A 26,563-nucleotide genomic window follows, 5' to 3' on the forward strand; every position below is an offset into this window, starting at 1 on the left:
TCCTGTGTTCGGTATCACGACGAGCAGGATGGGCTGAGTTCGACATTATCCACGGTTGAAGTGGTCGTATACCAGTTGAGCCATGGCTTTCGAGATGGTGGGCACGGATTCGAGATCGGTGAGGCTGGCGCGGCCGACGGCTTTTGCCGAACCGAAGTGATTGAGCAGGGCCCGCTTGCGGGTGGGGCCGATGCCGCCGATCTCGTCGAGCGGATTGCTGATCTGTTCCTTCTTGCGCTTTGCACGGTGGGTGCCGATGGCGAAGCGGTGGACCTCGTCGCGCAGGCGCTGGACGTAGTAGAGGACCGGGTCGCGATGGGGCAGCATGAAGGCCTCGCGGCCTTCCATAAAGAATTTCTCGCGCCCGGCGTCGCGTTCCTCGCCCTTGGCGATGCCGATGAAGGTGACTTCCTTGGGCAGGTTGAGCTCGGCGATAACGCCGCGCACGGCGCTCATCTGGCCGGCGCCACCGTCGATGAAGACGACGTCGGGCCAGTCGGGCATGCCGGTGCTCTCGTCCTCGGCGTCGTTTTCGCTGTCGTTGACGAGGCGGGTGAAGCGGCGCGTCAGCACTTCGCGCATCATGCCGAAGTCGTCGCCGGCGGCGATGTCGGATTTGATGTTGAAGGTGCGGTAGTGCTTTTTGGAAAAGCCTTCCTCGCCGGCCACGACCATGGCGCCGACCATGTTGGTGCCCGAGATGTGGGAGTTGTCATAGGCCTCGATGCGGCGCGGCACTTCTTCGAGGCCAAAGGTTTCGGCGACGCCCTCCAGCAGCGTGCGGTTGCTGGCGCCTTCGGCGAGCTGACGGCCGAGGGCTTCGCGGGCATTGTTGAGGGCGTGGTTGACGAGATCGCGCTTTTCGCCGCGTTTGGGCTGTTCGATATAGACCTTGCGGCCGGCGCGGGTGGACAGGGCTTCTTCCATCACATCATGCTCGGCCAGTTCGTGGCTGATGAGGACGAGGCGGGCGGGGGTGCGGTTTTCGTAGAACTGGCCGATGAAGGCTTCGAGCACTTCGGCATCGGAAAGGCTGGCGTCGGCGCGCGGGCGATAGGGGTAATTGCCCCAGTTCTGGAAGGCGCGGAAGAAGAAGACCTGGACGCAGAACTGGCCGCCTTCGTGGTGGATGGCGAAGACGTCGGCCTCTTCCACGGTCTTGGCGGTGGCGTCGCCCTGCGACTGGACCAGGGCGAGGGCGGAAAGGCGGTCGCGGATCAGCGCGGCGCGTTCGAAATCAAGCTGTTCGGCAGCCTGGTTCATGTCCTTTTGCAGATGATCGCGTACGCCCTGCGACTTGCCCGAGAGGAACTGGCGCGCGTCTTCGACCAGCTCGCCATAGGCTCCCAATGTCACTTCGCGGGTGCAGGGGCCGGCGCAGCGCTTGATCTGGTGCTGCAGGCAGGGGCGGGTGCGGGCGGCGTAGAAACTGTCCGAGCAATTGCGGAGGAGGAAGGCCTTCTGCAGGCTCGCGATGGTGCGGCCGACGGCGGTGGCCGAGGCGAAGGGGCCGAAATAGTGGCCGGGGCGACGACGGGTGCCGCGATGCTTGGTCAGCTCGGGCGCTTCATGGTCGGTGGCGATCAGGATATAGGGGAAGCTCTTGTCGTCGCGCAGCAGCACGTTGAAGCGGGGCTTCAGCCGCTTGATCATATTGGCTTCGAGCAGCAGCGCTTCGGACTCGGTCTCGGTGCGCACGAATTCCATGCTGACCGTCGAAGCGATCATGCGCTGCAGGCGGATTTCGAGCCCGTCGGGGCGGGTGTAGTTGGTGACGCGGGCCTTGAGGTTGCGTGCCTTGCCGACATACATGACCTCGCCTTCCGCATCGAGCATGCGGTAGACGCCCGGCGCGGCGGGCAGGGTGCGGACGAAGCTCCGGATGACTTCGTGACCGCTCGGTTTTGGCTTGTCGTCTTCGGTCATGATCGTGGCGTTGGCCCGCGGCGGGCGGGATATTCGAGGTGCTCACCGCCGTCGAGCGCGAGCATCTGGCCGGTCATGGACGGGGTTTGGAGCAAAACCATGACGCCATCGGCAATGGCCTCGGGACCGGCATGGCGCTGCAGGGGCAGGGCGTCGACGGACTTCTGGAATTCGGCCTGGCTCTGGCGGGAGTGCGGCAGGACGGGACCGGGGCCGATGGCATTGACGCGGATGGTGGGGGCCAGCGACTGGGCCAGGGTGCGGGTCGCCGTCCAGAGCACGGATTTGGAGAGGGTATAACTGAAATAGGCTGGGCTGGTGTGGAGCACGCGTTCGTCGACGATGTTGACGATATTGCCCTGCGTGTCCTGTGGCAGCTGATTGGCGAAGTCGCGGGCGAGGAAGACCGGGGCTTCCGCATGGATAGCGAAATGCTGGTCCCAATGCGCCTCGTCGAGATCGCGTGCGCTGTCGGGATCAAAGAGGGAAGCGTTGTTGACGAGGATATTCAGTGGGCCAAAGCAGGCGGCGGCTTTCTCGATCAGGGCAGCCCGCTGCTTGCGATCGGCAAGGTCCGCCTTGACGATCTCGGCCTGGCCGTCATTGGCGCGGATGTCGTTGCACACGGCTTCGGCACCCTCCGCATTGGAGCGGTAGTGAATGACCACGGCATGGCCGGCGCGCGCCAGACGTCTGGCGATGGCGGCGCCGATGCGGTCGCTGGCGCCGGTGACCAGGGCTATGGATGAGGGGAAACGATTCTGCATCGGTGATTTCTATACCATTTGGCCGGACCATAGGCCGCTTCGGTTTGTCTCTTCAATGCTGCAGCATGCTGACATGTTGCGGCAGCAGGCTTGCCGGGCGGGAAGGCTTGCGCTAGCGCTGGAGCGTCTCCAGCCGAACGCGGTTTTCATGTCCCCACCCGCCTTTACCCGAACCGACAATGTCGGGCGGGCGATCTTCCTGACCGTTTTCACCATCCTGGTGTTTGGCGTGCAGGACGCCATGTCCAAAACGCTGGTGCAGACCTATTCGCCCTTCCAGGTCACCATGATGCGCTACTGGGGCTTTGCCCTGTTTTCGCTGGTACTGGTGATGCGACAGGCGCCGCTGCGGCAGGCGCTTCATTCCAAGGTGCCGGTCTGGCAGGTGTTGCGCGGCTCGTTGCTGATCATCGAGATATGGTGCTTCGCCCGCGCCTTGCAAAGTGTGCCGCTGGGCGAACTGCAGGCGATCTCGCTGGTCTATCCGCTGCTGGTGACACTGTTTGCCATTCCCATCCTGGGAGAAAAGGTGGGCGTGTTTCGTCTCGTGGCGGTGGCGGTCGGCTTTGCCGGTGCGCTGATCATCGTGCGGCCGGGCGGGCTGACGCTGGATTGGGGCGTCGGGTTTGCCATGCTGTCGGCGGTGCTCTATGCGAGCTATATCGTCATCACCCGCAAGGTCAGCGGCAAGGACAGTGCGGCGACAAGCATGGCCTATACCGGGCTGATGGGGCTGTTGCTGTCGAGCGCTGTCGGGATTTTTCACTGGCAGGCGATGGCCTGGAGCGATGTGCTGATCATCCTGGCGATTTCGGTGACGACATGCCTCGGGCATGGGCTGATGATCTATGCGCTGTCGATGGCGCCGGCCAGCACGCTGCAGCCGTTCAACTATTTCTCGCTGCCCTGGGCGATCCTGCTCAGCGCCATGGTGTTTAACGAGTGGATCGATCCGATCTCGCTGGTGGGCGCCGGGATCATTGTCGCGGCCGGGTTGGTGGTGATGGCGCGCGAACGGATGCGCAAGGTGCCGGTGCCCAATGAGGCCACGGCAATGGCGCGGGACTAGGCGAAAAACTTCGAGACCCAGACGGCGCCGGCTGAGGTGAGGGCGGTCAAGGCGGTGCCCCAGGCCATGTCGACCACGGCGACGGCAGGGGTGAAGCCGTTGACGGTCGAGAGATTGGTCAGGTCATAGGTGCCATAGGCGACGAAGCCGAGCAGGGCGCCCATGAGCAGAGCCTTGCCCACATCGCCATTGGCGGGCGCCGCGACCAGCGCGACGACGCCGACGAGATAGGCGAGATAAAACAGACCGGCGACGACGAGATTGGGATTGGGCAGCAGCAGGCTGCCAAGCTCCTTCTGGTAGAAGGTCTTGCCCATGGTCGAGAGCCAGATGAAATCGAGCGGGAAGAAAATCAGCGCGCAGGCTGCGTAGAGGATCAGGTATTTGGTCATCGTGCAGTCTCCGGGGTGCTGGCGTTTATACGCAGCACCCCGTTGAAAGGATCACAAGAGTGACCTTTGGGATCACAAGGTCACTTTGGCGTTTTCGCCGATCTTGGGCGCGCGGCCGGTGACAGCGGCGGCCAGCATGGAAATTGTCGTCACGATGCGTCCAGGGCTGTCCCAGAGCTCGGCATCGGATGGCACCAGCTTGATGACGCGGATGGCCGGATCTTCCGGGCTGTCCCACCAGGCCTTGGCGAAGGGTGACCAGAGCTCCTTGATGCGGGCGCGATCGTTGGAAACGGTCGCCTTGCCGGAGAGCGCTACATATTTGGAATGCTTGTGGTCAGCAAAGCTGACGCTGACATGGGGGAATTCGGCGATCTGGTCATCCTTCTGGCCATTGATGTCGATCAGGAAATAGACGGCACCTTCATCCTTTTCGACCGTAGCGGCCAACGGGCGGGCACGCTGCTCGGTGCCGTCCCATGTGACGAACATCGCGATGCCGATACGCTTGGCGAGGTCCCAGATGCGCTCGACGTGATCGTCGTGTTCCTTGCCGGTCATCGAGGAGTCATGGGACTGCTTGTTGCCCGGCTTGGTGGCGCGCTTGGCCACCTTGGTCGCCGAGGCCTTGGGCGCAGCGGGCTTGGTCGCCGTTTTCGCCTTGGGGGTCTCGGCAGCGCCAGTATTGGCAGCAGGCTTTGGGGCTGCGGCGCTCTTGGCGACGGTCCTGGCGGTGGCGGTTTTCGCTGCCGGCTTGGCGGTCGCGGATTTGGCGGTCGCAGACTTGCTGGCAGCCGATTTGGACGCGGCAGGTTTGGCGGTGCGGGCGGGCTTCTTGTCTTCACTCGTGGTGGCGGCAGTAGCCATGGGGCAACTCCTTTGCTGGTTGTTTGAGTAACGAACCAAATCCGCTGGGGTTGCCTGATGTTGAAAAGCAGAACGCCGCCCTGAGGGGCGGCGTTCGATTTGTGTTAGTTGCCGGCGCAGAAGTAACCGTTCGGGCCGTTGAAGCAGACGCTGCTGCTGTCATCGAACGGACGCGGCGGGCGCGGGTCGCCCCAGACGGGCGGACGGGGCGGGCGCGGGTTGTTCCAGACGGGCGGCGGCGGTGGGTTGCCCCAGACCGGCGGGCGCGGCGGACGCGGGTTCCAGACCGGCGGCGGGGGCGGAGCGGGCTGGTAGTAGTCGTCATTCCAGCCGGGGCGGCCACCGCGTTCCAGATAATTGGCCGAGACCCAGCCATCGGGACCGCGCTTCTCGACATAGCACCAGCTGCCGCGGCATTGCTGAACATCGACCTGCTCACCACGACGCAGCGCGTCGACGATGGCATAGCCGGTGCCCGGACCGGAGCGGACGTTGACATTGCTGGTCACGTAGGCTGGGGCGGCGAAGGCGGATCCGGCCGTAGCCAGAAGCGCTACGGCGGCCAGCCCACCTGCCAAGAGTTTCTTGCTCAAAGCCATTGTTGATCTCCTTGTTTCGTCGGCACTTGCGGCCTGTGAGACGGAGATAACCATCCGGCGGATGAACCGGACCTGAATAGTGTCTTCAGGTTTCCATCACAGGCGCAACAGATCTACGAAACGCCTGAGACGGTCGCCGAGTTTCTTGCGTTGTTTGGGTTTGAGCTCGCCCATCAAGGCATCTTCGAGCTGGGTCCAGTGATCGGAAAGGCTGTTGCGGATGCGTACGCCGCGCTCGGTCAGCGCCACGCCGGATGCCAGCTCGGGGCCGACGGCCTGGCGGGTGACCAGTTCACGATCGAGCAGGCGGGAGAGGCGGGTGGCGAGTGCCACTTCGCTCAGGCCCAGTTCGGCCGCCAGTTCCATTTCGGTGGTGCCGGCCCGGCCGAGTTCGAACAGGATGGCGTCGTCGCCTGGTTCGAGTCCGCGTTCCAACAGGGGTTGCAGCAGGGCCTTGTGGGCGAGCTGCCCGGCTTCGATCAGCCGATAAAGCGTTGAACGGGATGAAGGTCTGGACATGGGCGGGAAAATAGTCCGAACTCCTCTGGCGCGTCGATTGGCGATCCCATCCTATCGTTAATCGTGGAGGGACCAAGGCCCGTTATTGTTCACTTCACGCAGATGAGTTATGCGTGGATTACGATGATCTCGTGAACGGAACGCCCATGACGCAAGACCTTGCCCGGATACGCGCCTTCGTTCAAGTGTTTGATGCAGGCGGATTTTCTGCTGCCGCTCGACAGCATGGCCGGTCCAAGGCGCTGCTCAGCAAATATGTCACCGACCTCGAGGACTATCTTGGCGTGCGCCTGATGAACCGCACGACGAGAAAGCTCAGCCTGACCGAGGCAGGCGAGGCCTATTACCGGGAATCCAGCTCGCTGCTGCAGCAGCTCGACGATCTCGACGCGACGATCACCGACCAGACGGCGGAGCCGCGTGGCATGCTGCGGGTGTCGGCGCCGCGCAATTTCGGCGAATCCACGCTTGCGCCAGCTATCTACGACTACCTGCGCAAGTTTCCAAAGGTGACTTTGGATCTGCGGCTGGAGGATCGCTATGTCGATCTGGTCGACGAGGGCGTGGACGTGGCTTTGCGCATTTCGACGCTAGCGGATTCCTCGCTGATCGCGCGCAAGATTGCCGATATGCATGTCGTGGTCGGCGCGGCGCCCGAACTGCTCAAGAGCCTGGGCACGCCCAAGCATCCCGAAGACCTGCGGCATCTGCCCTGTATCATCGACGTCAACCTGCAGGGGCAGTCCAACTGGCGCTTCGTTGAAGACGGCAAGACGATTTCGGTGCCAATCAACGGGCCGTTGCGGGTCAATTCTCCGCTGGCGGCGCGGACGGCGGCGATCATGGGCCTCGGATTTGTCGTATTGCCGTCCTATCTCGCCGAGCCGGCCATTGCGCGGAACGAGCTCGTTCCCGTGCTGGCCGACTATCTGCCAACGGGCCAGACGCTGCAGGCGGTCTATCCGCATCGCCGCCATCTGGCCGGGAAGGTGCGGGCACTGATCGATCACCTGGTCGAGTGGTTCCAGAAGCACCCGATCCACTAGACGACGCTGGGGCGAGACGTGACGATACGCGGCATGGGATGGCGATTGGCTGCCGGTGTATTCGGTTTGCTCGCTTTGACGGCGCCCGCCATGGCGCATCCGCATATTCTTATCGATGCCAAGGCCACGGTGGTGTTCGACGCCAGTGGCGCGGTGTCGGGCCTGCGCCATAGCTGGAGTTTCGACACGCCGTTTTCGTCCTGGATGATCCAGGGCCTCGACACCAATGGCGATGGCACTACCAGTCCCGAGGAAATGCAGGCACTGGCCGACGAGAATATGGTCGGGTTGGCCGAATATGGCTTTTATACCTATGCGGGCGAGGGCGATGCGCTGATGCATTTCACGCCCGCCGGCGACCAGCGCATGGTCTATGCAGACGGCCATGTGGTGCTGACCTATTCGCTCGATGCGACCTCGCCCTTGCCGGTCGGCGGGCGCTTCGAGCTGGCGGTCTATGACCCCGAATATTATGTGGCGATCAGCTTTGCCGAGCAGGACAGCGTGGTGCTGGAAAATGCGCCGGCGAGCTGCAGCGCTCATGTCGAGCCGCCCCGGCCGATGGCGCCCGATGTCGAGGAAAGGCTCTATGCGCTGGGGCCGGAAGTGCTGGAACTGCCGCCCGATCTCGCGGCAGCGATGCGTGGCACGCAAGGGCTGATTGCTGTCACGTGCGGCGATAGTCCTGTGCCCGCGGCAGCACCGGCCAGCACAGCACTCGATGCGGTCAATCAGATTGCCGAGGCGCGGCCGAGCATGCCTTTTGGCGGCCCGCCGCCCGAGCCGGGGCTCAACCTGCCACGGACCGGGGTGTTTGGCTGGGTGCATGATCAGCAGCGCAATTTCTATACGGCGATGACGCAGTCGCTGGATGCCTTGCGCACGGACTGGACCGCCTTCTGGGTGCTGGGCGGACTGAGCTTTCTCTATGGCATTTTCCACGCCGCGGGGCCCGGGCACGGCAAGGTGGTGATTTCGTCCTATATGCTGGCCAATGAAACGCAGTTGCGGCGCGGCGTGACGCTGAGCGTGATTTCGGCGCTGTTGCAGTCGCTCGTGGCGATTGGCTTCGTCCTGGTGGCGGCGGGCCTGCTGGGGCTGGGCAGCGTTGCGCTGACGGATGCGGCCAATTGGATCGGGATTGCCTCCTATGGCATGATCGTGCTGCTTGGACTGTGGCTGGTGGCGCGCAAGATCTTTGGCTGGGGCCATCATCACCACGGCCATGACGACATGGCGGAAAAGGCGCATGCGCATCTGCATGGGCATGAACACCATGGCCATCACGATCACGACCATGGGCATGATCACCACGGACATGACCATGATGAGCATGGGCATGGGCATGCGCATGTGGTGGGGCCGGAGGTTGTGGGCGGAAGCTGGCGGGAGCAATTGGGTGTCGTCCTGGCTGTGGGCCTGCGGCCCTGTTCGGGTGCACTGGTGGTGCTGGTGTTTGCATTATCGCAGGGCCTGCTGGTGGCGGGGATAAGTGCCGTGCTGCTGATGGGCATTGGCACGGCGATCACCGTTGCGTTTCTCGCGACCATCGCCGTCACGGCCAAGGGGTTGGCGCGGCGCGTGGGGGGCGCCGACAATCCCGTGACCCATGCCGTGGTGTGGTGGCTCGAGCTTTTGGGGGCTGTGGCCGTACTCTGTTTTGGCGTGCTGTTTTTGATCGCGAGCATCTAGATCACCGAAAATAGCGCGGCGCATCGCCGCCTTGCGGATGGTGGGGATGACGCTATGGTGCGGCCAGCCTAGAATCCCTCCAAACTGGCCGCTCCATGACCCTGTCCAAGCCTGCCGATCACCCACAAGTCAAATCGCCCAAGATCGGCGTGGTGCTGCTGAACCTGGGGACGCCCGATGGCACGGACTATTGGAATGTCCGGCGCTATCTGAAGGAATTCCTCAGCGATCCGCGCGTCATCGAGACGCCGAAGTGGCTGTGGTGGCCGATCCTCAACCTGGGCATCTTGACCTTTAGGCCGCAGAAAAGCGGGCATGGTTATGACCAGATCTGGAACCGCGAGAAGAACGAGAGCCCGCTGCGCACGATTACCCGTGATCAGGCCGAGGCGCTGGCGGCCCGTATGGCGGGGCATGACAATGTGATTGTCGAATGGGCCATGCGCTATGGCAATCCGTCGACGCAGAGTGTGCTGGAGCGGTTGCGCGCGGCGGGATGTCAGAAGATTTTGCTGGTGCCGCTCTATCCGCAGTATTCGGCGACGACGACGGCGACGGCCAATGACAAGGCTTTCGATGCGCTCAAGCTGATGCGCTGGCAGCCGGCGATCCGCACGGCACCGGCCTATTTCGATGATCCGAAATATGTCGAGGTGCTGGGCAATTCGATCCGCGATGGCGTGGCGGCGCTGGATTTCGAGCCCGATGTGGTGATCACCAGCTACCATGGCATGCCGGTGAGCTATCTCAAGAAGGGCGATCCCTATTATTGCCAGTGCCTCAAGACGACGCGGCTGGTGAAGGAATATCTGGGCTGGGACGAGGGCAAGCTCGTGGTCAGTTTCCAGAGCCGGTTCGGTCCGACCGAATGGCTGGGGCCGGCGACGGATACGACGCTGAGCGAGCTGCCGGGCAAGGGCCACAAGAAGGTGGCGATCCTGGCGCCGGCGTTTTCGGCCGATTGTATCGAGACGCTGGAAGAGATCGACATGCAGGGTCGCGAGACCTTCATGGCGGCCGGTGGCGAGAAATTCGCCTATATTCCCTGTCTCAATGCCAGTGCTGGCGGCATGGACATGATCGAGAACCTTGTCCGCCGCGAGCTCGGCGGCTGGCTGTAGTCACCAGCCAGGCCCGTCAAAATCGGGTGGCGTCACGTTGACCAGGCCGCGGCCGACGATTTCGTCGCGGCGGACCCAGCCGGTGTCGGGGATGTGGCACCATTGGGTGGCGTTGCGGCCCCAGAGGGGATAGCCGGCGTCCCCGAAACTGCCGAAGCGCCTGTCGCTGTCGACCTGGGTGCATTCGTCGATGGGGATTTCCGTGCCATCGGCGACGCGGCCCAGGATCTCGTAGCGATCATGCGGACCGGCATGGACGGCAATATTGCCGCCCGAGACGCGGGCCGTGATGGTCATGGCGGCGGCGGGCAGCGTGGCGATTGCCAGGATGGCGGCGGCAAGGGCGAGGTGGCGCATGGCGACTCCGGGGTTGGGAGTGTAATGCGCCGGCCCCGCGGCGGTTTCAAGGCTTCTGCGACGCCGCGTATTTGCTGTCCATCTCCCTCAGCTTGCGGTCGGCTGCGATACGCTTGGCGCCCTCCTCGGTGAGATTGGCATAGCGCTCCTCGAAGGCGAGGCCGGCGGCGCTCAGCCGGGCCACATAGATTGCCAGATCATTGTGGCTGATCGGCTCGTTGATGCCGAGCTGAAAGAAATGCGGCAGATCCTTGTGATGCCGGAAGAGCCTGTTCGCCAGGAGGAAGAGTCCGTTTAGCGCAAATAGGGTATGCGTCCCGACAGGGCCGGGCTTGTTGGCGCGCAAGGCATAGTTGAAGGCGGCCAGTTCGCGGCTGAAGCGATTGTAACGGGTGATAGCGCGGGGGCCCAGGTTGGGAAGGGTAGGCATGATCGCATCCTTTGCGTTCGGGGGAGCTGACCCGAGCCGCCGCAGGAGAGTGGCGCGACAGAGCGCCGCCCGGCTTTCGCCTTACGGTGACACGGGTAATGGGCGGCCTTTGGCTCGTCCAGTTTAGACTAAGGGAGCCAAAGGCCGCCCATCACGGTCTGGAGTTTCCTCACCGGGTCCGGAACTCGACCGAGACTATTGTTGCAAGTCCGGTCGCCGACTTTCTGCCCGGCCAAATGGGCGCCCCCATCTCCAGCCTTCCCATCCGACCCTGCGTCGGGGCCGCGTGAATGACGGGAATGGGCGAATTATGCGGCCGGCTGCAGGGGTGTAGGAAAACTATTTTGCGGAATTTTTCCAAGTGGCTGATGCGCAAGGAGAAAAACTGCGTGGGGCAGGATGCATCTGGTGGGACGTGCGGCGATGGGCCCCGACGGGGTTGGGTGACGGGCACGGCAGGCCGCCTGTGTCGGGGTGAGGTCCCCCCGGACGGATCCGGGGGGATTTTCGTCAGAGATTGACCTTGGCATTGTCGCCGAAATCGGGGGCATTGCCGGTGACGGCGGCGACGGCCATCTTGGCGAAGGCCACGGCGCGATTGGGGCTGTCCCAGAGTTCGCCATCCTCGGGCGTCAGGGTGATGACGCGTATGGCGGGGTCGTGCTCATCGTCCCACCAGGCCTTGTCGAAGTCGGTCCAGAGTTCATGGATCAGGGCGCGGTCATTGCTGATTTTTGCCGGGCCGGACATGACGGCATATTTGTGCCCGCCCGAGTTGACCCAGGCGGCGGAGACGAAGGGGAATTTCTCGATCTGGCCGTTCTTTTCGCCCTCGGCATCGACGAGGAAATGGATGGCATGGCGATCGCGATAGACGCGGGCCGACAGCGGCCGCGAGCGCTGGCGCTCACCCCGCCATTCGGCCATAGGCCTCATGGCCTTCTCCGCTTTCGCAGCGCCACTGGCGCTGCTCAACCGCTGGCGCGGCACGCTGCGAAGGTGGTGAACATGCAGATGTCGATATCCTTGGCCAGTTCCCAGATGCGGTCCTGAACTTCGGCGGGGGTTTTATCGGAGTGGTCTTGTTGCTTGGTCATTTTCTGCCATGGCTCCTGCTGGTGGGGCAGGGTGAATGGCTGAGGGGAGTGGAGGTTGCGGGGGATATTTTTGCGGGTGGGGTGATCTAAGGGCGAGGACGGGGGAGCGCGCAGCTACACCTTGCTCCGGCAACTAATCAGGTAATGCGGCATGACCTGCCTTAGGTAATCAGGCGTTGGGCTCCAACGAAAAACCACGCAATGAAACTAAAAAAAGCCCCGAATTTCTCATTCCAATGCGATGTTGACATCGCTCTGCGGAACTCGGCTATTCTAACGCCGTTGCTCCGTAGTTGCGAAACTATGTTGTCGCCATATCCAGGGACTTCCCAGTCATTGTCGGTGTCTAGTGCGAGCGCAATTTTCCCCGTAATCCACTGTCGACACTCATCGTTGGTCTTTAAGATCTGATTACTACTCTGACCTTTCTTCAAGTCGAAGTAATTCCAGTGTCGATCTGCGGAGGTTGTGCCGTTGTTATGTTCCGCATTATCTATATTTATCAGGATCGCATTGGATGCGTGACCTACGCCACATTGTAGCGCCGTTAAAATATCGATAGGGATTAAGTTCTCTATCTCTCGACAGGGTGGTGTCCCGGATTTTGCCAGTACCCATTCGCTGTCGTCACAGATTTTCTCAACCTTTTTAAGCGTTTCTGACTTCGGACCTGTCGGGCAGTCGCGATCAGAATCAACCAGCGTGACTACGATACGTTTTTCACTCAGCGCGTTCGTGAGAACCTTTGGGGTATCCGCACCTCCTCCGTGCAGGAGTTCCACAGAAACATGCCCTCTACCCACTCTTTCTGCAAAGTACTGAATTACAATTGAGTACAGCCATCCGTCGTTGTCGATGTTTTCCGTAATAAGCTTCGCTGGTTCCAGTATATCACTAGTAACAAGCATCTTAAACGGTACCGTGACTGCAGAGCCAGACACGGCTGGTTCAGCCGCCTGGTTGTTGGCAACCTCAATATATGCAGTAGAGAACTGGTGTGCCCGTCCGGTCTGAGTGAATTGTTGTGCCAGCCTCTCAAGAAAGGACCTGTCATGTGGGCTGATATCGAAGTCTAGCAACCTCGCGATTATCAAGCGGTCGATGATAACTAGGTGTCGCCCAAGTCGTCCCGCGCGCAAAAGTTCGCTCACACCCGTGAGAAAATGAGGTGTTTTGGCAAGCTCATCAAAGTCGTTGGTATAGCGCCAGCGTACTATCATGCAAGCATAGATGGCTGAAAAAATCCGTACGGCCAATCCACCAGAATGCCATCCGTATCGAAATTCACAGTTCTAACAAAGGTGTTCTCGCCGTCTGCGCTGTCAAATAGGACAACTTGCACGTCATCAGCGCTGATTTTTCCCGCGCCAATGAACTCTCCAAATCGATTCACCAGCGTTTCGCTGTGTGTCTCTACAAGATAGTGCATCTTTCCTTGCGTCTGCCCATTCTCCAGCGCCTCCCCCACAAGGGCGTCTGCCAGTAGTGCTTGGTGTGCGGGGTGCAAATGCAGCTCAGGCTGCTCAATGGCGAGAAGTGAAAGTCCGACGCGCTCCGGCCTTGGTACGGTCCTGGCTTTCGCCCACCAGATTTGCCCCAGGACTGGAAGGATTTGAGACACTCCATAACCAACGTCAACGATGTTAGTTTCCTTGCCATCGTTGACAAGATTGATACTCAGATGTCCTGATTGCTTCGACACGCGTACGCCGTAGCCAAACAGCGAACGAGTCCACTCTGAAAAATTTTCCATTTGATTTTTGGATAGCGAGTTCAAGAACATGGGAAAATTCTTGCCGTCCGGATCGATCTCCGAAACTGCCAAATCTTGATATCGATAGTAGCGTTCACTCCTCGCTCTGGCCGGGCCAATATATAATGTGCTGCCAAAAATGGACTTGATATTTTGAGCAACTGCCCTCGCTAACGTGGGAAACCACATAGCTAAAAGAGCATTTCGGATATCGTAATATTCTCGGCTACGTTGATTAACCCATTGCTCGAACGCGCGACCCAGTAGTTTGCCTTGATCGTTTGCTGTCTGAACGATCTTTTCATCTGTTGGTGCGCCGGCCATAATCAATCTAGCAGTAAGTTGATCAATAGATTTATTGCTGATTTTCCCCGTAATACTCGATCTTATAATTTTCTGCAGGTGAGAAAACAGAGGTGGTGTGAGGTTATAGGCCGGTGATCTCGTTTGCGAGGCAGGTCGGTCCCGTAGGTACCGAAAGTCGGGCACAAGCGACACACCGCCAGTACTGGTCAATCGGAAGCCGTCGCCCTTTGTTGGGAGCTGTTGCTCGTCAACGACAAGGCTCGAGAAGCCATTCTCGTTGAAATTGGCTTCAAAAGAAATATCTAGCTTAGGCATCAGGTATGAGATGCTTGATAATCGCACTCGATCTGAATGCTTTGCTATCGTTACGTGAACTACGACTTCGCCAACTGCCTGTTGTCGATCGGTAGGGTGGAAGAAATAGTCTTCGTAATATACAGGGTCTGCCTGAACGTGCGTGTCGTCTAGGCAAAAAGTGAACGACATTGTACCGTTTTCGGCATGTCTAGATAGTGATGTGTCGAAGGACCCGAAGTCGACAAGGTCGCCATACCAAAGAATTGGTGAGCTTGTCCGCGTCAGTAGTGACTGTCTGATCAGTGGAAAGCTGCGAAGATAGGTACTTTTTCCGCCACTGTTTCGGCCTACCAACAACGTTATCGGCTTCAGGGAAATTGGCTCTACAGTCTTAAGCCGACGGAGATTGGTCAGTCCAAATTTAATCATGGCGTCCGCCATCTGTTCGACGCTTGGGTTGTATCTCGTATATTTCAACGATGGACGATAAAAAAGGGTTGTTGTGCGGGGATAAAAACAGGTTCAGCTGGGCTCGTCTTTCAGGTTGCTCGGACAACGTGCATCCTATGGACAAGAGATCAGTTGCTCTGGCCGCTCCGCGCAGTAGCGTTAGCCATTATCCAAGAGGCTGGACGCACTCACCTGAGGTCTACTGACGAATCGTGAAGTGTAGAGTCCTCTGGTCGAACCCGAGGGGACGTGCGGTGGGTGGGAAAGTTAGGACACCTCGCCCTCGAGAGTATCGAGCTCCATTTCCCTGAGCCGCTTGACCTCATCACGTAGTCTCGCGGCCTTCTCGAATTCGAGGTTCGTCGCCGCCTCTCGCATCTGGGTTTCGATGTCCTTGATGACAGCGGCGAGGTTGGCGCCGACCTGGACCTGTTCCTTGCCGTCGCGGCCCTTGCCGATGGAAACCGTGACGTGGTCCTGCTCGTAGACCGAGTCCACGATGTCGTGGATGTTGGAGCGGACGGATTGCGGCGTGATGCCGTGTTCCTCGTTATAGGCCATCTGCTTTTCGCGGCGGCGGCTGGTTTCGGCGAGGGCGCGTTCCATGGAGCCGGTGGTCTTGTCGGCATAGAGGACCACCTTGCCGTCGACATTACGGGCGGCGCGGCCGATGGTCTGGATCAGTGAGGTCTCGGAACGCAGGAAGCCTTCCTTGTCGGCGTCGAGAATGGCGACGAGGCCGCATTCGGGAATGTCGAGGCCCTCGCGCAGGAGGTTGATGCCGACGAGGACGTCGAAGGCGCCGAGGCGGAGGTCGCGGATGATCTCGATGCGCTCGATGGTGTCGACATCGGAATGCATGTAGCGGACGCGAATGCCCTGTTCGTGCAGATATTCGGTGAGGTCCTCGGCCATTTTCTTGGTGAGGACGGTGAGCAGGGTCCGGTAGCCCTTCTTGTTGGTCTGGTGGATTTCGTCGACCACGTCATCGACCTGGGCTTTCGCCGGACGGATTTCGACCGGGGGATCGATCAGGCCGGTGGGGCGGATGACCTGTTCGGCGAAGACGCCGCCGGTCTGGTCCATTTCCCAGGAGCCGGGCGTGGCCGAGACATAGACCGATTGCGGGCGCATGGCGTTCCACTCCTCGAAGCGGAGGGGGCGATTGTCCATGCAGGAGGGCAGGCGGAAGCCATATTCGGCCAAGGTCGCCTTGCGGCGCAGGTCGCCGCGATACATGGCGCCGAGCTGGCCGATGGTGACATGGCTTTCGTCGACAAAGACCAGGGCATTGTCGGGGAGATATTCGAACAGGGTCGGTGGTGGCTCGCCCGGCTTGCGGCCGGAGAAGTAGCGCGAATAGTTCTCGATGCCTGCGCAGGAGCCGGTGGCTTCCATCATCTCCAGGTCAAAGAGGCTGCGCTGTTCGAGGCGCTGGGCTTCGAGGAAGCGGCCGGCGCCATTGAGCTCCTGCAGGCGCGCGGCGAGCTCGGCGCGGATCAGCTTGATGGCCTGGTTCATCGTGGTGCGCGGCGTCACGTGGTGGGAATTGGCGAAGACGCGGATGAAGGTGAGGTCGGCGGACTTCTTGCCCGTGAGGGGATCGAATTCGACGATGGACTCGATCTCGTTGCCGAAGAGGGTGACGCGCCAGGCGGCGGCTTCATAGTGGGCCGGGAAAATCTCGACTGTGTCACCGCGTACGCGGAAAGTGCCGCGGACGAAGCCGGTGTCGCCGCGCTTGTATTGCAGGGCGACGAGCTTGGCGAGCAGCTGGCGCTGGTCGATCTTTTCGCCCTTCTGCACGTCGATGGTCATGGCGGTATAGTCTTCCACCGAGCCGATGCCATAGATGCAGGAGACGGAGGCGACGATGATGACGTCGTCGCGTTCGAGGATCGCGCGCGTGGCCGAGTGGCGCATGCGGTCGATCTGCTCGTTGATGGTGGATTCCTTCTCGATATAGGTATCGGTGCGCGGGACATAGGCCTCGGGCTGGTAGTAGTCATAGTAGGAGACGAAATATTCCACCGCATTGTCGGGGAAGAAGGTCTTGAACTCGCCATAGAGCTGGGCGGCGAGGGTCTTGTTGGGGGCAAGGATCAGCGCCGGGCGATTGGTGGCGGCGATGACCTGGGCGGCGGTGAAGGTTTTGCCCGAGCCGGTAACGCCGAGCAGGACCTGGTCGGATTCCCCGTTGTTGACGCCTTCCACCAGCTCGGCAATGGCGGTGGGCTGGTCGCCGGCGGGCTTGTAGTCGGTCTGCATGCGGAAGGGTTTGGCCGGGCCGCGCTTTTCCAGCCGGTTCTGGCCCTTGTGCGGCACCCAGGGGGAAGAGCCTTCCACCTCCTTGCGGCCATGCAGGATGATCTGTTCGAGGGCTTTCACCGTGGCGGTGACGCCGACGGTGGTGGCGTTGGAGACGTCCTCGTTGTTGCGGGCCTTGTTCTTTTTCACCGAGGCATCGAGCGCCTCGCGGAGCTTGGCCTGGGCGTCGGGATCAGCCGCGGCGGCGCGGGCGATTTCGCGCGCCGAGGGCATGTGGCCGAAGCCGGCTTGCGGGGCTTCGCCCATGCCGGAGAAGTCGACGCGTTCCACCGAATTGGCCTTGGATTTCGGGGCCTTTTTCGACATGCCGGTGACGGTGTCGTTGCTGGACTTGGTGGTGCGGCGCTTTTCCAGCGGGGTCTTTTTGGCCTTTTCCTCGGCGGCTGCGGCGTCGGCGGCGGCTTTCTGGTCGGCACGGTCGAGGGCGCGCTTGTTGCGCATGCGCTCGGCATAGAGCGGCTTGCTGGCCTGGAGATCCTCGGCCTTCTCGATCTCGCCGAGGAAATCGTCGATGGAGAATTCGGCTTTGCCGGGGCGTGCGGACTTGTCGGCCATGAGATGTCCTGGGTGTCTGGGGGTGCGACTCAGATGGGGAACGAGGCGCGGGAATGCAATGTTCCGATGAGCTTAACGATTAACGAACGGAGAGGGAACAGGGCCTGCTGACAGGGCGTGGCAGGAGTGGAGCAGGCTGGCCAGAGGCGCGGGCGCGGCATAGTCTCGGGCGTTCAGGCGGGGGACGAGCGGTGCGGGTGGCGATTGCGGCGCTGACGGCGATGGTGGCCTTTGCCGCCAATTCGGTGCTGGCGCGGCTGGCGCTGGGCAGCGGCGAGATAAATGCCATGAGCTATACCGGCTGGCGCCTGCTGGCCGGGGCCGTGGTGCTCGCCGCCTTGCTGGGAATGCCGGGTCAGCGTGGGCCACGGGCGGCAAAAGGCGTGGGCGGAAGCTGGTGGGGCGCAGGCTGCCTGCTGGGCTATGCGCTGGCATTTTCGATTGCCTATGTGATGCTGGGTGCGGCGAGCGGGGCCATCATCCTGTTCGCGTCGGTACAGATCGGCATGCTGGCCTGGGCGGTGTTGCAGGGGGATCGACCGGGATGGCTGGAATGGTCGGGGATCGGCGTGGCATTTGCCGCATTCGTCGGCCTGGTGCTGCCGGGCGCCGTGGCGCCACCTGCGCTGGGCAGCGGGCTGATGCTGCTGGCGGGGCTATGCTGGGCGGGCTATTCGCTGCTGGGCAAGGGATCGCAGGCGCCGCTGCAGGACACGGCGGGCAATTTCATCCGCTGCCTGCCCGCAGCCGTGCTTCTGCTGATCCTGGGCCTGCCACAGGCGGTGACCGCCACGGGTGTGGGCTATGCCGTGGTGTCGGGTGGCCTCGCCTCGGGCCTGGGCTATGCGGTCTGGTATGCGGTGCTGCCCCGATTGCCGGGCAGCTCGCCTGCCTCCATCCAGCTCAGCGTGCCGGCGATCGCTGCGGCGGGTGGCGTGGTGTTTCTGGGAGAGCACATGTCGGGACGGCTGCTGACCTGTTCCGCCGGCATCATCTGTGGGCTGGCGCTTGCCCTTTATGCCAGCAACCGGCGCAAGGCGTGAAGACGCCAACGCGTCCAGGGCAGCAGATCAGGAGGGCAGGGCCGCGCTCGCGGCGTGATTTTTGCGCCAGGCACCAGGTGGCCGGCCGACCAGTTTCTTGAAGGCCCGGTTAAAGGCGGCTTCGGAGCCATAACCGACCTCCGCACCGGCCTGGGCAATGCTGACAGCCGAATTTTCCAGGCGCCGCGCGGCCAGCTGCATGCGCCAGCGGGCGACATATTGCATGGGGGTTTCCTGGGTATAGTGGGCGAAGCGGTTGGCAAAGACGGAGCGCGAAAGCCCGACCGCCCTGGCCAGACCCTCCAGCGTCCAGTTCTCGGCGGGCCGCCCGTGAATGAGTTGCAGGGCGTGGCTGACCTGGGGATCACGCAGGCCGGAGAGCCAGCCGCGCGACCCCGGTGGCAGCGTATCGACATGGTGCCGCAGCAAGTCGACGAACAGCAGTTCGGCGAGCTTTGCCAGCACGGTCTCTCCACCCGGTCGCGGGTTCTGTGACACGGAAAGAGCGTGGCGGATCAGTTGAGCCAGCCACGCCTGACTGGCGAGGCCACGGCCATGCATGACGCGCGGCAGGCTGTTGATGATCGGATTATACGGCAGGACATCGCAGCCCAGATAGCCGCAGATGAAGCGGCAGGTGCAGGCGCCCGAGCCGTCGTTGACAACGTAGGGAAGCTGCCGGTCGACCGGTTGGCGATAGACCGCCAGGTCGGGGCGCGCATGCATGCCCGGCGATGAACTCAGGGAATGAGCGTCATCCATGGGGAAGGCGACAATGTCGCCGGCCTCAAGACGGATCGGCTCGGCCGGCGCATCCGCCAGCTGGGCCCAGCACGAGCCTTCGATGAGCGTGTGGAAGAAGAAGACATATTGAGAGCCGGGCATGACGGCCGCCGCGACAGCGGAGGTCCTGGGCGCCTCGGCGACCCATGGTTCACGGAAACTGGTGTCGAAGAATACCGCGCCGGTCAGTCGCACCGCGGCGAGTACATCGGAGAGAACATCCATGGCCCCGGTCCCGCGTGAGAGATTGTACTTTCCAAGGGTTAGGCTACGCCCGCATGGCTTGCGGGACAAGTCCAACGCCGGTGGCGTGACAGACGTTCGAGCAATGATACGGGACGATCAAGCATGTTCGCGGACAATAGCAAGGCCTAGCATCCGCTGCCGGAAACAACGCCGGTGGAGGAATGCGTCATGAATACCGAAACAATCCATAGTTTTGCTGCTGGGCATCGCGGTGCAATACTCGATGGCAGCCATCCCGACTATGAGGAAGCCCGCAAACTCTATAACGGCATGATCGACAAGCGGCCGTTGATGATAGCGCGGTGCGAAGATGCCGGGGACGTCATCGAGGCGGTCAATTTCGGCCGGGAGAACAAGCTTTCCATCGCTGTCAGGGGCGGGGGGCACAATGGACCCGGTTTTGGCAGTGTCGACGATGGCCTGGTGATCGACTTGTCGATGATGCGGGGCGTGCGGGTCGATCCGGGTACAATGACGGTGCGCGTCGGGCCCGGATGCACGACCGGCGATGTCGACCACGCCACGCATGCCTTCGGTCAGGCGGTGCCATTCGGCATCATCTCGACCACGGGCGTCGCCGGACTGACGCTGAGCGGCGGGCATGGCTATCTGAGCCGGCAGTATGGACTGACCATCGACAGCCTGATCGAGGCCGATGTGGTGCTGGCCGATGGAAGTTTCGTCACGGCGAACGAGACAAAGAACGCTGACCTGCTGTGGGCCCTGCGGGGTGGTGGCGGCAATTTTGGCGTGGTGACCAGCTTCCTGTTCCGCACGCATCCGGCCAAGCATGTGTTTGGCGGACCGATTGTCTTCGATCTGTCCGAAGCGGCGACCGTCATGCGCTGGTATCGGCAATTCCAGGCGACAGCGCCGCGGGACTTCTGCATCTGGCTGGGCCTGCAAACCGTGCCATCCGGAGAGCCCTTTGCCCAGCAGCATTGGGGCAAGCGGATGTGCATCCTGCTGATTGCCCATAATGGAGAAAATGCCAAGGCCGCGGTCGATGCGATCCGCCAGCAATTGCCGACGCCTCTGTTCGACTGGGCCGGGCCAATGCCCTATCCGGCACTGCAGTCCATGTTCGACGCGCTCTATCCCAAGGGCCTGCAATGGTACTGGAAGGGAGACTTCGTGAAGTCACTGCCCGACGCCGCTATTGAAGAACATATCCGGCAGGCGCGGGCTGCGCCGACCGATGAATGCCTGATGCATCTTTATCCGATCGACGGGGCCGTGCACGACAAGGGCGCGGAGGATACTGCCTGGAACTGCCGGGATGCCAACTGGTCGATGGTGATCGCGGCAATCGCCACTGACCCGGGCAAGGCAGGAGCGCTCAAGCAATGGGCCAGGGGATATTGGCAGGGTGTCCATCCCTTTGATCTGGATGGAGGCTATCTCAACTTCATGATGGACGACGAAGGAGAGGGACGGTTGCGCGCGTCCTATGGCGAGAATTACCCCAAGCTGGCGTCGCTGAAGGCCAAGTTCGACCCGAACAACCTGTTCCGCGTCAACCAGAACGTCGCGCCGTCGCACTAGTCAGACCGGTGGGGAGGGGCACGACGCTGTCGTGCCCCCATTGCATCAGGCTGCCACGGCTGCTGTCGGGGCGGCCTTTGCGCCGGTCATGAAGGCCACGGCGTCGGACATCGTATAGTCCTTGGGGTCGATAACGCAGAGACGTTTGCCGAGGCGGTGGACGTGAATGCGGTCGGCGACTTCGAAGACATGCGGCATGTTGTGGCTGATCAGGACGATGGGTATCCCGCGGGCGCGAACGTCCTGGATGAGATCGAGGACGCGGCGGGATTCCTTGACGCCGAGGGCGGCGGTGGGTTCGTCGAGGATGATCACCTTCGAGCCAAAGGCGGCGGCGCGGGCCACGGCGACGCCCTGGCGCTGGCCGCCGGAGAGGGTTTCGACGGTCTGGTTGATGTTCTGGATGGTCATCAGGCCCAGGTCGGTGAGCTTCTCTCTCGCGATGCGTTCCATGGCGTGGCGGTCGAGCTGGCGGAAGACCTGGCCCATGATGCCGGGTTTGCGGAGTTCGCGACCCATGAACATGTTGTCGGCAATCGAGAGGGCCGGGGACATGGCAAGGGTCTGGTAGACGGTTTCGACGCCGGCGTTGCGGGCGGCGATCGGGGAGGCGAACTGCACCGGTTGGCCATCGAGGAAGATATCGCCGGCATCGGGCTTGAGGGCGCCGGATAGGGCCTTGATCAGCGAGGACTTGCCGGCGCCATTGTCACCGATGACGGCGAGAATTTCGCCTGGCATGAGATCGAAGTCGCAATTGTCGAGCGCGGTGACGCGGCCGTAGCGTTTCGAAAGATTGCGGGCTTTGAGAACGGGTTCCATCAGACAGACACCTTTCGGATCCACTGGTCGACAGCGACGGCGGCAATGATCAGCGCGCCGATGAGAAGATAGGTCCATTGCGCATCGGCGCCGAGCAGGCGCAGGCCGAGTGAGAAGACGCCAACGATGAGCGCACCGAACAACATGCCCAGGATGGAGCCGCGGCCGCCAAAGAGCGAGATGCCGCCGATCACCACAGCGGTGATGGATTCGATATTGGCGGACTGGCCGGAGGTGGGCGAGACCGAGCCGATGCGGCCGATGAGGACCCAGCCGGCGAAGGCGCAGATGAGGCCCGAGAGCGCATAGACGGAGATCAGAATGCGGCGGGTATCGACGCCGGAGAGTTTCGCGGCTTCCGGATCATCGCCCACGGCATAAACATGGCGGCCCCAGGCGGTGTGGCGCAGCACATAGGCAAGGAAGACCACGAGGAGGATGAAAAAGATCACGCCATAGGTGAAGACTGCGCCGGCGATGCTGAAGGACTGGCCGAAGAATTGCAGCAGCGGCGCGTTGGTCTCGATTTCCTGGGCGCGGATGGTTTCGTTGCCGGAATAGAGGAAGTTGGAGGCCAGCGCGATCTGCCAGATGCCGAGGGTGACGATGAAGGGCGGCAGCTTGATACGGGCGATGAGCCAGCCGTTGACGAAGCCGATCAGCGTGCCGGCGATGAGGCCGAAGCCGATGGCGACGGCGGGGGGCATGCCGTAGCGGAAGGTGAACTGACCCATGATGACCGAACTCAGCACCATGATGGCGCCGACCGAGAGATCAATGCCGGCGGTGAGGATGACGAGCGATTGCGCCGCGCCGACAATGCCGACGATGGCAACCTGCTGCAGGATCAGGGTGAGGGCGAAGGAGGAGAAGAATTTGGTGCCGAGCAGGGCGCCAAAGACCAGGATCGACACGAGCAGGACGATGAGCGGCACCAGCGCCGGATTGCTGTGCAGCGCATGTTGCAGACGCGATATCAGGGTCACCTGATGCTCGAAGCTGGCGACGCTTTCGCGCTCGGGCACGCTGGCCGGGTCGATGGTGCCGGTCTCGGTGTGGTTGGACATGGGGTTTCCTCCTCCTCATCCGCATACTCGGTGTCATCCCGGCTCAAGGCCGGGGTGACATCGAGTTTTAGGTAACGGCAGTGCGAAATGGGGGCGCCGATGGTCCCCATCTCTGCTCGTGGAATGCACTCAGCCCCAGCAGAGGCTTTCGCCTTCGGTGCTGTCGATGGAGTCGACGCCGTCGACGGGTTCGTCGGTGACGAGGGCTACGCCGGTGTCAAAGAAGTCCTTGCCTTCGGTGGGGGCGGGCTTTTCGCCGGTATCGGCCCAGGCCTTGATGGCCTCGACGCCAAGGGCCGCCATCTGCAGCGGATATTGCTGGGAGGTGGCGCCGATGACGCCATCCTTGACGTTGGCGACGCCGGGGCAGCCGCCGTCGACGGAGACGATCAGCACGTCATTCTCGCGGCCGAAGGATTTCAGCGCTTCATAGGCGCCGGCGGCGGCCGGCTCGTTGATGGTATGGACGACGTTGATGGACGGGTCCTTGGTCAGAAGGTTTTCCATGGCCTTGCGGCCGCCTTCCTCATTGCCGGCCGTGACGTCCTGGCCGACGATGCGCGGATCGCTTTCATCGCCCCATTTGGCCGGGTCGCCCAGGTCGATGCCAAAGCCCTGCAGGAAGCCCTGGTTGCGCAGCACGTCGACGGTGGGCTGGCTGACCGCGAGGTTGAGCATGGCGATCTTGGCATTGGCCGCCTCGGCGCCCAGCTTGCCGGCGGCCCATTTGCCGATCAGTTCGCCAGCGAGGAAGTTGTCGGTGGCAAAGGTCGCGTCGGCTGCGTCGGTCGGGGTGAGGGGGGTGTCCAGCGCGATGACCAGCAGGCCGGCATCGCGCGCCTTCTGCACGGACTGGACGATGGCCGAGGTGTCCGACGCGGTGAGCAGGATGCCCTTGGCGCCATCGGCAATGCAGGTCTCGATGGCGGCAACCTGGGTTTCATGGTCGCCGTCGACCTTGCCGGCATAGGACTTGAGCGTCACGCCCAGTTCCTTGGCCTTGGCCTCGGCGCCTTCGCGCATCTTGACGAAGAAGGGGTTGGTATCGGTCTTGGTGATGAGGCAGGCGGACACGGAATCCTGCGCGAAAGCCGGAGTCGACAGGACGGCAAGGCACAGCGCCGTGCCCATGAGCAGCTTGTTCATTTCTCTCTCCCTTGGCCGGCGTCGGATCGGGCTCCTCCCTGATCCACGCCGTTGGTCCCTTGATCGGACGATGCCATGTTGCGCCAGTTCAAAAGCGCACGTCAATATATAAATCTCATTTATTTATTTATTCGGGATGCGCTATCTTCCGTCTCACACGGGCTGCTCCTATGGTGCGCGCATGACTACGGCAATCATCCGAAAAATCAGCGCTGGCGTTAACCAGAGCGGCGTGCGCGACCACAACGAGCGATTGCTGTTGACCCTGTTGCAGCGCAATGGGCCGACCGCCGGAAGCGATCTCGCGCGGATGGCGAACCTGTCGCCGCAGACGGTGTCGATCATCCTGCGCGAGATGGAGGCCGAGGGCCTGTTGGCGCGGGGCACGCCGATCAAGGGCAAGGTGGGCAAGCCATCGGTGCCGATGGCGCTGGCCGAGGGCGGGGTGCTGAGCTTTGGCTGCAAGGTGGGGCGGCGCAGTGCGGTGCTGCTGCTGGCCGATTTCCGGGGCACGGTGCTGCACCAGATGCAGCTCAACTATACCTATCCACTGCCGGGGCCGCTGCTGGATTTCGTCACTCGGGGGGTGCGGGAAATCCTGGGGCTGTGCAGCGCGGCGGAGCGCAAGCGGATCTGCGGCATCGGCGTCGCCATGCCGTTCGAATTGTGGAAATGGACGGAAATGGTCGGGGCGCCGGCCGAGGAGTTTGTCCAGTGGAAGGACGTCGATCTGGCGGCGGAGCTGGCGGCGGTGACCGACCTGCCGGTGAGCACGGTCAATGATGCAACGGCTGGGTGCCAGGCGGAGCATATTTTCGGGCGCGGCAAGGAGTTCCGCGACTATGCCTATTTCTTCATTGGCGCCTTTATCGGCGGCGGGGTGGTGCTGAACCATTCGGTCTATCCGGGGCACCAGGGCAATGCGGGGGCGCTGGGCTCGCTGCGCAGCGTGGGGCCCCAGGGGGAAAGCCGGCAATTGCTCGATACGGCGTCGATCTATCTGCTCGAGGCGCGGCTAGCCGAATTCGGGCTCGATCCGAAACAGCTCTGGGTGCAGCCGCAGGACTGGAGCGCGCTGGCGCGGTTCGTCGATCCCTGGCTGGGGCAGACGGCGCAGGAGCTGGCCAAGGCGAGCCTGTCGGTCTGTGCGGTGATTGACTTCGAGGCGATCGTCATCGATGGGGCGTTTCCCGATGCGATCAAGCAGGCGCTGGTGGAGCGGACGCGGCGGTATCTGGCCAACCAGGACATGCGCGGGCTGATTTCGCCGCGCATCGAGGCCGGCGTGGTGGGCGGCAATGCGAGGGCGATCGGGGCGGCGGCGAGCCCGCTGTTTGACCGCTATTTCATGAATGGGAACCTGCGGCTGCAGGGCTAGGGCCGGTAGCGGATGCCTTCGACGAAGAGGCGGAAGGCGGCGGAGTGCTGGCGGCTGGGGTAATAGAGGTGGTAGCCGGCGAAGGTGGGCATCCAGTCGGCGAGGACCTGGATCAAGCTGCCAGCGGCGATGTGGGCCTCGGCGGCTTCCTCGGGGACGCAGGCGAGGCCGAGGCCTGCCACGGCGGCTTCGAGGCCGAGCAGGCTCGAGTTGAAGGCGAGCTGGCCTTCGACGCGGACGTTGAGGCGACGGCCGGATTTTTCGAATTCCCATGGATAGAAGCCGCCCGAGGTAATGAGGCGCAGATTGATGCAATTGTGGGCGGTGAGGTCGTCGGGGGTGGCGGGCGCGGGATTGGCTGCGAGATAGGCGGGGGCGGCGACGACGGCCATGCGCCAGTCGGGGGCGATGCGGGTGGCGATCATATCGCGGGCGACCTGTTCGCCGAGGCGCACGCCGGCGTCATAGCCGCGCTCGACGATGTCGATCAGGCCATTGTCGGCGTCGAGCTCGATGCGGATGTCGGGATATTGGCGGGCGAAGCGCGCGACGAAGGGCCAGATGACCGTGCGCAGGGCGTGTTCGCTGGAATTGATGCGAATGGCGCCGGCCGGGCGCGTGCGGAAGGCATTGAGCTCCTGCAAAGCATGCTCGATTTCGCGCAGGTGCGGACCGGCCATGTCGAGCAGGCGCTTTCCGGCTTCGGTCAAGGCGACGCTGCGCGTGGTGCGATCGAGCAGGCGAAGGCCGAGGCGCTGCTCCATGGCTTTCATGCGATGGCTGAGGGCGGACTGTGAGATTCCCATGGCCGCCGCAGCGCGGGTGAAACTGCGTTCACGGGCGACGGTGAGGAAGGCGGGAAGGTCGGCGACGATGGGCTCGATATTCATGAGAGATATTCGTAGGCGTTAGAGTAATTTCGTGTCTAGTCGATTAATCGACCTGTCCGCTAAGCTGGCTGC

Annotated in this window: 24 protein-coding genes and 1 pseudogene; 7 read left to right on the top strand and 18 right to left on the bottom strand. The window is 62.2% G+C overall.

Going from position 1 to position 26,563, the window contains the following annotated elements; genetic code table 11:
- Window positions 1-45 precede the first annotated feature (45 nt).
- Together uvrC and P0Y65_03590 are read right to left on the bottom strand one after the other, a co-directional pair.
- Window positions 46-1,926: an excinuclease ABC subunit UvrC gene (gene uvrC / locus P0Y65_03585; GenBank protein ID WEK05351.1), complete on the bottom strand. Its 1,881-nt coding sequence runs from the start codon at window positions 1,924-1,926 to the stop codon at window positions 46-48.
- Complete coding sequence (locus tag P0Y65_03590) at window positions 1,923-2,693, bottom strand: SDR family oxidoreductase (GenBank protein ID WEK05352.1); 771 nt, start codon at window positions 2,691-2,693, stop codon at window positions 1,923-1,925. The genes uvrC and P0Y65_03590 overlap by 4 nt, the downstream gene beginning before the upstream one ends.
- 148 nt (window positions 2,694-2,841) lie before the next feature.
- Here P0Y65_03590 and P0Y65_03595 point away from each other — a divergent pair, with 148 nt between their 5' ends.
- Window positions 2,842-3,762 (top strand): DMT family transporter, encoded by a 921-nt coding sequence (locus P0Y65_03595; protein ID WEK05353.1) that lies wholly within the window; start codon window positions 2,842-2,844, stop codon window positions 3,760-3,762.
- On the opposite strand, the gene P0Y65_03600 is transcribed toward P0Y65_03595, so the two are convergent.
- From P0Y65_03600 to P0Y65_03615, 4 genes are all read right to left on the bottom strand, one after another.
- Window positions 3,759-4,154 (bottom strand): DUF2177 family protein, encoded by a 396-nt coding sequence (locus tag P0Y65_03600; GenBank protein ID WEK05354.1) that lies wholly within the window; start codon window positions 4,152-4,154, stop codon window positions 3,759-3,761. The two genes, P0Y65_03595 and P0Y65_03600, sit on opposite strands and share 4 nt — an antisense overlap.
- Window positions 4,155-4,226: 72 nt before the next feature.
- A complete protein-coding gene (locus P0Y65_03605; GenBank protein ID WEK06722.1) occupies window positions 4,227-4,715 on the bottom strand; it encodes a pyridoxamine 5'-phosphate oxidase family protein in 489 nt (162 codons plus the stop codon).
- Between the two features lie 410 nt (window positions 4,716-5,125).
- Complete coding sequence (locus P0Y65_03610; GenBank protein WEK05355.1) at window positions 5,126-5,620, bottom strand: SH3 domain-containing protein; 495 nt, start codon at window positions 5,618-5,620, stop codon at window positions 5,126-5,128.
- Window positions 5,621-5,716: 96 nt separating this feature from the next.
- Window positions 5,717-6,139: a hypothetical protein gene (locus P0Y65_03615; GenBank protein WEK05356.1), complete on the bottom strand. Its 423-nt coding sequence runs from the start codon at window positions 6,137-6,139 to the stop codon at window positions 5,717-5,719.
- 146 nt (window positions 6,140-6,285) lie between these two features.
- Here P0Y65_03615 and P0Y65_03620 point away from each other — a divergent pair, with 146 nt between their 5' ends.
- The 3 genes from P0Y65_03620 (at window position 6,286) to hemH (ending at window position 9,998) form a co-directional block, all read left to right on the top strand.
- Complete coding sequence (locus tag P0Y65_03620; GenBank protein WEK05357.1) at window positions 6,286-7,185, top strand: LysR family transcriptional regulator; 900 nt, start codon at window positions 6,286-6,288, stop codon at window positions 7,183-7,185.
- 33 nt (window positions 7,186-7,218) lie between these two features.
- Entirely contained in the window at window positions 7,219-8,877 is a 1,659-nt protein-coding gene (locus P0Y65_03625) for a DUF1007 family protein (GenBank protein ID WEK05358.1), read from the top strand.
- A 95-nt stretch (window positions 8,878-8,972) separates the two neighbouring features.
- The gene (gene hemH, locus P0Y65_03630) at window positions 8,973-9,998 is read left to right on the top strand and encodes a ferrochelatase (protein WEK05359.1); all 1,026 of its coding nucleotides are present in this window, start codon (window positions 8,973-8,975) and stop codon (window positions 9,996-9,998) included.
- Here hemH and P0Y65_03635 read toward each other — a convergent pair whose 3' ends face one another.
- The 7 genes and pseudogenes from P0Y65_03635 to uvrB all read right to left on the bottom strand — a co-directional run bounded on the left by P0Y65_03635 (window position 9,999) and on the right by uvrB (window position 17,457).
- Complete coding sequence (locus P0Y65_03635; GenBank protein WEK05360.1) at window positions 9,999-10,355, bottom strand: hypothetical protein; 357 nt, start codon at window positions 10,353-10,355, stop codon at window positions 9,999-10,001. It lies immediately after the preceding gene.
- A gap of 46 nt (window positions 10,356-10,401) precedes the next feature.
- Complete coding sequence (locus P0Y65_03640; protein ID WEK05361.1) at window positions 10,402-10,785, bottom strand: hypothetical protein; 384 nt, start codon at window positions 10,783-10,785, stop codon at window positions 10,402-10,404.
- A 510-nt stretch (window positions 10,786-11,295) separates the two neighbouring features.
- Window positions 11,296-11,721: a pyridoxamine 5'-phosphate oxidase family protein gene (locus P0Y65_03645; protein WEK05362.1), complete on the bottom strand. Its 426-nt coding sequence runs from the start codon at window positions 11,719-11,721 to the stop codon at window positions 11,296-11,298.
- 35 nt (window positions 11,722-11,756) lie between these two features.
- Window positions 11,757-11,882 (bottom strand): hypothetical protein, encoded by a 126-nt coding sequence (locus tag P0Y65_03650; GenBank protein ID WEK05363.1) that lies wholly within the window; start codon window positions 11,880-11,882, stop codon window positions 11,757-11,759.
- A 161-nt stretch (window positions 11,883-12,043) separates the two neighbouring features.
- On the bottom strand, window positions 12,044-13,102 hold the full coding sequence (locus tag P0Y65_03655; GenBank protein ID WEK05364.1) for a hypothetical protein: 1,059 nt from the start codon (window positions 13,100-13,102) through the stop codon (window positions 12,044-12,046).
- Window positions 13,099-14,679 (bottom strand): AAA family ATPase, encoded by a 1,581-nt coding sequence (locus tag P0Y65_03660; protein ID WEK05365.1) that lies wholly within the window; start codon window positions 14,677-14,679, stop codon window positions 13,099-13,101. The genes P0Y65_03655 and P0Y65_03660 overlap by 4 nt, the downstream gene beginning before the upstream one ends.
- A gap of 279 nt (window positions 14,680-14,958) precedes the next feature.
- Window positions 14,959-17,457: pseudogene (gene uvrB, locus P0Y65_03665) on the bottom strand (excinuclease ABC subunit UvrB).
- A gap of 305 nt (window positions 17,458-17,762) precedes the next feature.
- Here uvrB and P0Y65_03670 point away from each other — a divergent pair.
- The gene (locus P0Y65_03670; GenBank protein WEK05366.1) at window positions 17,763-18,614 is read left to right on the top strand and encodes a DMT family transporter; all 852 of its coding nucleotides are present in this window, start codon (window positions 17,763-17,765) and stop codon (window positions 18,612-18,614) included.
- A 27-nt stretch (window positions 18,615-18,641) separates the two neighbouring features.
- Here P0Y65_03670 and P0Y65_03675 read toward each other — a convergent pair whose 3' ends face one another.
- A complete protein-coding gene (locus tag P0Y65_03675; protein ID WEK05367.1) occupies window positions 18,642-19,622 on the bottom strand; it encodes an AraC family transcriptional regulator in 981 nt (326 codons plus the stop codon).
- Window positions 19,623-19,811: 189 nt separating this feature from the next.
- Here P0Y65_03675 and P0Y65_03680 point away from each other — a divergent pair, with 189 nt between their 5' ends.
- Window positions 19,812-21,188 carry an FAD-binding oxidoreductase gene (locus P0Y65_03680; GenBank protein ID WEK05368.1) on the top strand — a complete coding sequence of 459 codons (1,377 nt, stop codon included), beginning with the start codon at window positions 19,812-19,814 and terminating at the stop codon, window positions 21,186-21,188.
- 45 nt (window positions 21,189-21,233) lie between these two features.
- Here P0Y65_03680 and P0Y65_03685 read toward each other — a convergent pair whose 3' ends face one another.
- From P0Y65_03685 to P0Y65_03695, 3 genes are all read right to left on the bottom strand, one after another.
- Entirely contained in the window at window positions 21,234-22,010 is a 777-nt protein-coding gene (locus P0Y65_03685) for an ATP-binding cassette domain-containing protein (protein WEK05369.1), read from the bottom strand.
- Window positions 22,010-23,077, bottom strand: coding sequence for an ABC transporter permease (locus P0Y65_03690; GenBank protein ID WEK05370.1), 1,068 nt, complete (start codon window positions 23,075-23,077; stop codon window positions 22,010-22,012). Before P0Y65_03690 ends, P0Y65_03685 begins: the two co-directional genes overlap by 1 nt.
- A 129-nt stretch (window positions 23,078-23,206) precedes the next feature.
- Entirely contained in the window at window positions 23,207-24,208 is a 1,002-nt protein-coding gene (locus P0Y65_03695; GenBank protein ID WEK06723.1) for a sugar ABC transporter substrate-binding protein, read from the bottom strand.
- A gap of 196 nt (window positions 24,209-24,404) precedes the next feature.
- Here P0Y65_03695 and P0Y65_03700 point away from each other — a divergent pair, with 196 nt between their 5' ends.
- Window positions 24,405-25,601, top strand: coding sequence for an ROK family transcriptional regulator (locus P0Y65_03700; protein ID WEK05371.1), 1,197 nt, complete (start codon window positions 24,405-24,407; stop codon window positions 25,599-25,601).
- Here P0Y65_03700 and P0Y65_03705 read toward each other — a convergent pair.
- Window positions 25,598-26,491: a LysR family transcriptional regulator gene (locus tag P0Y65_03705; protein WEK05372.1), complete on the bottom strand. Its 894-nt coding sequence runs from the start codon at window positions 26,489-26,491 to the stop codon at window positions 25,598-25,600. The genes P0Y65_03700 and P0Y65_03705 overlap by 4 nt on opposite strands.
- Window positions 26,492-26,563: the final 72 nt, after the last annotated feature.

Origin of the sequence: Candidatus Devosia phytovorans (genome assembly GCA_029202405.1) — a bacterium.
GTDB lineage: Bacteria > Pseudomonadota > Alphaproteobacteria > Rhizobiales > Devosiaceae > Devosia > Devosia phytovorans.

Coding starts and splice junctions, on each gene's coding strand:
- P0Y65_03595 (WEK05353.1), top strand. CDS start 2,842: ATGTCCCCACCCGCCTTTACCCGAACCGACAATGTCGGGCGGGCGATC.
- P0Y65_03620 (WEK05357.1), top strand. CDS start 6,286: ATGACGCAAGACCTTGCCCGGATACGCGCCTTCGTTCAAGTGTTTGAT.
- P0Y65_03655 (WEK05364.1), bottom strand. CDS start 13,102: ATGATAGTACGCTGGCGCTATACCAACGACTTTGATGAGCTTGCCAAA.
- P0Y65_03705 (WEK05372.1), bottom strand. CDS start 26,491: ATGAATATCGAGCCCATCGTCGCCGACCTTCCCGCCTTCCTCACCGTC.
- hemH (WEK05359.1), top strand. CDS start 8,973: ATGACCCTGTCCAAGCCTGCCGATCACCCACAAGTCAAATCGCCCAAG.
- P0Y65_03605 (WEK06722.1), bottom strand. CDS start 4,715: ATGACCGGCAAGGAACACGACGATCACGTCGAGCGCATCTGGGACCTC.
- P0Y65_03610 (WEK05355.1), bottom strand. CDS start 5,620: ATGGCTTTGAGCAAGAAACTCTTGGCAGGTGGGCTGGCCGCCGTAGCG.
- P0Y65_03625 (WEK05358.1), top strand. CDS start 7,219: ATGGGATGGCGATTGGCTGCCGGTGTATTCGGTTTGCTCGCTTTGACG.
- P0Y65_03640 (WEK05361.1), bottom strand. CDS start 10,785: ATGCCTACCCTTCCCAACCTGGGCCCCCGCGCTATCACCCGTTACAAT.
- P0Y65_03590 (WEK05352.1), bottom strand. CDS start 2,693: ATGCAGAATCGTTTCCCCTCATCCATAGCCCTGGTCACCGGCGCCAGC.
- P0Y65_03645 (WEK05362.1), bottom strand. CDS start 11,721: ATGAGGCCTATGGCCGAATGGCGGGGTGAGCGCCAGCGCTCGCGGCCG.
- P0Y65_03675 (WEK05367.1), bottom strand. CDS start 19,622: ATGGATGTTCTCTCCGATGTACTCGCCGCGGTGCGACTGACCGGCGCG.
- P0Y65_03680 (WEK05368.1), top strand. CDS start 19,812: ATGAATACCGAAACAATCCATAGTTTTGCTGCTGGGCATCGCGGTGCA.
- uvrC (WEK05351.1), bottom strand. CDS start 1,926: ATGACCGAAGACGACAAGCCAAAACCGAGCGGTCACGAAGTCATCCGG.
- P0Y65_03685 (WEK05369.1), bottom strand. CDS start 22,010: ATGGAACCCGTTCTCAAAGCCCGCAATCTTTCGAAACGCTACGGCCGC.
- P0Y65_03650 (WEK05363.1), bottom strand. CDS start 11,882: ATGACCAAGCAACAAGACCACTCCGATAAAACCCCCGCCGAAGTTCAG.
- P0Y65_03635 (WEK05360.1), bottom strand. CDS start 10,355: ATGCGCCACCTCGCCCTTGCCGCCGCCATCCTGGCAATCGCCACGCTG.
- P0Y65_03600 (WEK05354.1), bottom strand. CDS start 4,154: ATGACCAAATACCTGATCCTCTACGCAGCCTGCGCGCTGATTTTCTTC.
- P0Y65_03700 (WEK05371.1), top strand. CDS start 24,405: ATGACTACGGCAATCATCCGAAAAATCAGCGCTGGCGTTAACCAGAGC.
- P0Y65_03690 (WEK05370.1), bottom strand. CDS start 23,077: ATGTCCAACCACACCGAGACCGGCACCATCGACCCGGCCAGCGTGCCC.
- P0Y65_03695 (WEK06723.1), bottom strand. CDS start 24,208: ATGGGCACGGCGCTGTGCCTTGCCGTCCTGTCGACTCCGGCTTTCGCG.
- P0Y65_03615 (WEK05356.1), bottom strand. CDS start 6,139: ATGTCCAGACCTTCATCCCGTTCAACGCTTTATCGGCTGATCGAAGCC.
- P0Y65_03660 (WEK05365.1), bottom strand. CDS start 14,679: ATGGCGGACGCCATGATTAAATTTGGACTGACCAATCTCCGTCGGCTT.